This window comes from Ruminococcus sp., from assembly GCF_045129435.1.
Lineage (GTDB): Bacteria > Bacillota > Clostridia > Oscillospirales > Acutalibacteraceae > Ruminococcoides.
In genome coordinates, this window is record NZ_JBGVJL010000003.1 from 1 (window position 1) to 3,968 (window position 3,968).

4 protein-coding genes are annotated in these 3,968 nt (G+C 41.1%); 2 read left to right on the forward strand and 2 right to left on the reverse strand.

All coding sequences use genetic code 11. The features are described from left to right. Positions 1–66: 66 nt before the first annotated feature. Complete coding sequence (locus ACJMMI_RS00045) at positions 67–486, forward strand: ion channel (RefSeq protein WP_405352317.1); 420 nt, start codon at positions 67–69, stop codon at positions 484–486. Positions 487–1,010: 524 nt separating this feature from the next. On the opposite strand, the gene ACJMMI_RS00050 is transcribed toward ACJMMI_RS00045, so the two are convergent. Then, positions 1,011–1,955, reverse strand: a complete 945-nt coding sequence (locus ACJMMI_RS00050) for a bifunctional riboflavin kinase/FAD synthetase (protein WP_405352318.1) — start codon at positions 1,953–1,955, stop codon at positions 1,011–1,013. Between the two features lie 25 nt (positions 1,956–1,980). After that, positions 1,981–2,526 (reverse strand): NUDIX domain-containing protein, encoded by a 546-nt coding sequence (locus ACJMMI_RS00055; RefSeq protein WP_405352320.1) that lies wholly within the window; start codon positions 2,524–2,526, stop codon positions 1,981–1,983. 54 nt (positions 2,527–2,580) lie between these two features. Between ACJMMI_RS00055 and ACJMMI_RS00060 the strand changes: the two genes are divergently transcribed. Next, positions 2,581–3,474 carry a M14 family metallocarboxypeptidase gene (locus ACJMMI_RS00060; RefSeq protein WP_405352321.1) on the forward strand — a complete coding sequence of 298 codons (894 nt, stop codon included), beginning with the start codon at positions 2,581–2,583 and terminating at the stop codon, positions 3,472–3,474. Positions 3,475–3,968 lie beyond the last annotated feature (494 nt).

Sequence of the window (3,968 nt, forward strand, 5' to 3'; positions counted from 1 at the left end):
CAAAAACATTGACTGCAAAGGCTGTGATTGATATAATTTTGTTATAAAGTAATCGGCGGTGGAAATATGAAGAAAACCCGACTTATAAAAATCGTGCTCAAGCGAACAGGTGCGTTGAAATTTTTGACTACTTACATTATAATTTTTGCCTGCGTGAGCGTGGGTGTGTGGATAGTTGAGCCGAATATAACAAAACTTTTTGACAGCGTATGGTACTGCTTTAGTGTGGCAACAACCATCGGCTTTGGCGACATAACAGCGGTTACACTCTTGGGCAGAGCAATGTCAATTTTCCTTTCGATTTGCTCTATTCTGATAGTAGCGGTTGTACCGGGAATCATTACAAGCTACTACATTGAAAGCACCAAGCTGAGAGAAAAAGAAAGCGTAGCAAAATTTCTTGACGACCTCGAGCATCTGCCCGACCTTTCAGAGGACGAATTAAAAGACCTTTCTGAAAAAGTGAAAAAGTTTAATAAAAAATAGCAAAAAACTTAATATTGGGTTGACATTGTTAAATGATTGATTGTAACGGTCGGGAATTTTTTGCTTAAATTATACAGATTTTATACTCGGACAAAAAATTTGGTCAACCTTTTTCAAAGGTTGTGGGTGTGGGCAAAGCCCACAATACTTTAAGCTAACGCAAAGTTTTAATAGCCAAACAGCTTGCTGTTTGGCGGCTTGAACGCAATTGCGAAAGCCTTATAATGCGATAGCAACACAAAACAGAAAAGATATTTTTTTATTTATAAATCAATTCTTTTTAAAAAGCTGTCGCCTGTTTTGTCAAACCTTGCTTTAGCACACAAACAGCGTTGCTGTTTGTGCCTTACAAATTGCAAAGGAAACAGCTTTTCTTGGGCGTTGCCCAAACCCACGAGCCTTTAAAAAGGCTCGACCTAAATTTTAATTTTTTGTAACAACTAAATTCTGATTTTTCTAATAATAAGAATCTTAAAATCAAATCATCCGACCATACATCTAAAGCAAAAGTCCGACAACTTTCATTAATTGTCGGACTTTATTTTTTCATCAAACATATTTTTAGCTGTCTTTGCATTATCGAAGATAGCTTTTTTCAATTCATCAAGTGATGAAAATTTCTTTTCACCTCTGATAAATTTAATCAGTCGCACATCAATAGTCTTGCCGTACAGTTCTTCTCCCTCGTAATCAGGCATCCATGTTTCGCACAGCGGAGCAAATTTGCCGACTGTCGGCTTTACACCGATATTCGTTACACCGCAGAATTTTCGTCCGTCAGCAAGTGTAACGCAGGACGCATACACACCAAATCTCGGCACAACCAATTCATCGTGCAACGCCTGATTAAGCGTTGGAGTACCAAGCTCTCTGCCCAAATGCTGACCGTGTACAACTTCACCGCTAAAGCCGAAATCCGAGCCTAAAAGTTCGTTTGCTCTCCTGACATCGCCGTTTTTAACAAGTTCTCTGATAAGCGTTGAGGAAACTACTCCCTCTTTTTCCGTAACGGGTGGCAGTACCTTGAGTTCAATGCCGTTTTCCTTGCAGATTTCCTCAAGCATTTTTGTATTGCCCTCGCCGTTTTTGCCGAAGGTGTAGTTAAAACCACAGCAAAGCTTTTTTGCTTTCAGCGTTTTAATCAGCGTTTCTTCCGCAAATTCTCTTGCCGGCATATCGACAACCGACTTAAAATCGCACATATACAAATGCTCAATTCCGATTTCTGACAGTACAGCCTTTTTATTTTCAAGGCTCATCAAGGCTTCCTGTGGCTGACCGCTCAACACGCTTTTGGGACTTTGTGCAAATGTAAAGCAGATTGGCACAAGTCCGTTTTCTCTGCCCTGCACCGCCTCGTTTATCACCTTGCGGTGACCGATGTGCAAGCCGTCAAAAAAGCCGAGTGCAACCGAAGTATTGATTTTTTCGGGTAATATTTCAAAAAAAGTTTGCATATATTTATTCATACCTTAATTGCAGACCACCTGCAAGTTAAATTTTGCCGCTTTTGAGCAGCATAGCTGTCTTGAGAACGGCAACCTGAGTTTTGGCATCGGGCAGCTGATTGTTAAGCACCATTTCAACAGCCTTGTCAAGTGGAATTTTCTCTACATTCAAGAACTCGCCCTCGTCCGGCTTGCTTTCGCCAACGCTTTTTATTCTGCATACATAAAGATGGATTATCTCGTTGGTATAGCCCGGCGACGGATAAAGCTGACCGAGAGAAGTGTAGGAATAGCCCTCTGCTCCGGTTTCTTCAAGCAATTCACGCTTGCCGTTTTCGAGCGGAGTTGAACCTTTTTCAAGCTTGCCTGCAGGCAGTTCAAGTACAACCTCCTTATACGGATAGCGGAACTGTCTTACAAAAAGCAGATTATTGTCCTCATCAAGTGCGGCAACAGTAACGCCGCCCGGATGGTTGACTACCTCTCTTTTGGATTTTTTGCCGTCCTCAAGCTCAACATCGTCAACTGTAATATGCAAAATTCTGCCGTCAAAAACAGAATTACTGTTCAAGGTCTTTTCAAATAGCTTCATACCGATACCTCATTTGAATTTTAATTTAAAGGAAAAAACAGAAAGGAAAATTTTATGACTGACTACAATGTAATGCCCGACTATCAGACAAGAAGAAAAATTATTAACGACATCTGCGAAAAGTACAGCTTTGTGCACCATTCCTTTGCGGGCAAAAGTGTGTGTGGCAGGTGCATTGATGTACTGCACATCGGCAACACAAAAAACTGCGTGCTGTACTGTGCGGGATTTCACGGTTCGGAATATCTGACTGTTACGGCAGTACTCAAATTTTTTGAGCAATGTGCCGACGCTATGCAGAACGATTCTGTTGTAGGCCGTTACAAAATCAGAGATTTTCTGCGTGAAAAGGGACTGACTATTGTCCCCTGCGTAAATCCCGACGGAGTGGAAATTGCTATTCACGGCTCTGATGCTGCCCTCAAATACAAGTCGCTTGTTGACAAAGCGTCAAAGGAAAATAAGATATGGCAGGCAAACGCAAGAGGCGTGGACATCAACCACAACTTCAACGCAGGCTGGAACGAGCTTAAAAATCGTGAGCTTAGTATGAATATTAAAGCTCCGTCAGCCACACGCTTTGGCGGAAATGCTCCCGAAAGTGAACCGGAAACAAAGGCTCTCACCAACCTTTGCAAACGCAACAATTACGAAAGGGCGATTGCTTTTCATAGCCAAGGCAGAGAAATTTACTGTTCATTCGGCAAGCACACACCGGTTATGAGTTTTCGCCTTGCGTCTGTGCTTTCTCAGGCAAGCGGATACAACATCTCCGTACCTGAAGATATTGCAACAGGCGGCGGCTTTAAGGATTGGTTTATTGAAAAATTCCGCCGACCTGCTCTCACCATTGAAATGGGCAAGGGCAAAAACCCTCTGCCTCTCTCCGACTTTGAGCCTGAATATAATATTATGCTCAATATGCTATGCCTTGGAGTTATTGTATAGCTTTCTGTTTTTATGTTAGATTTTTATCTAAAGTATTTAATTATTAAATTCCCGACAACAACTTAGTAATGGTCGGGAGTTAAAGACTTTAAATTTTGCCTGTGCTTTCAACTCGGACAAAAAATTTAGGTCGAGCCTTTTTAAAGGCTCGCAGGTTTGGGCAACGCCCAAGAAAAGTTGTTTTCATTGCAATTTGTAAGACACAAACAGCAATGCTGTTTGTGTAATGAGGCAAAGTTTGATAAAACAGGCGACAGCCTTTTAAAAGAAATACTTCATTAATAAAATAATAAAGGAAAATGACTTTTTGTGTTGCTACCACAATTATAAGGCTTTCGCTGTTGTGTTCAAGCCGCCAAACAGCAAGCTGTTTGGCTATCAAAACCTTGCGTTAGCTTAAAGTATTGTGGGCGTTTGCCCCAACCACAAACCTTGAAAAACGTTGACCAAATTTTTATTTTAGCGTATAAATTCTATTCTAAATGAAACAAAAA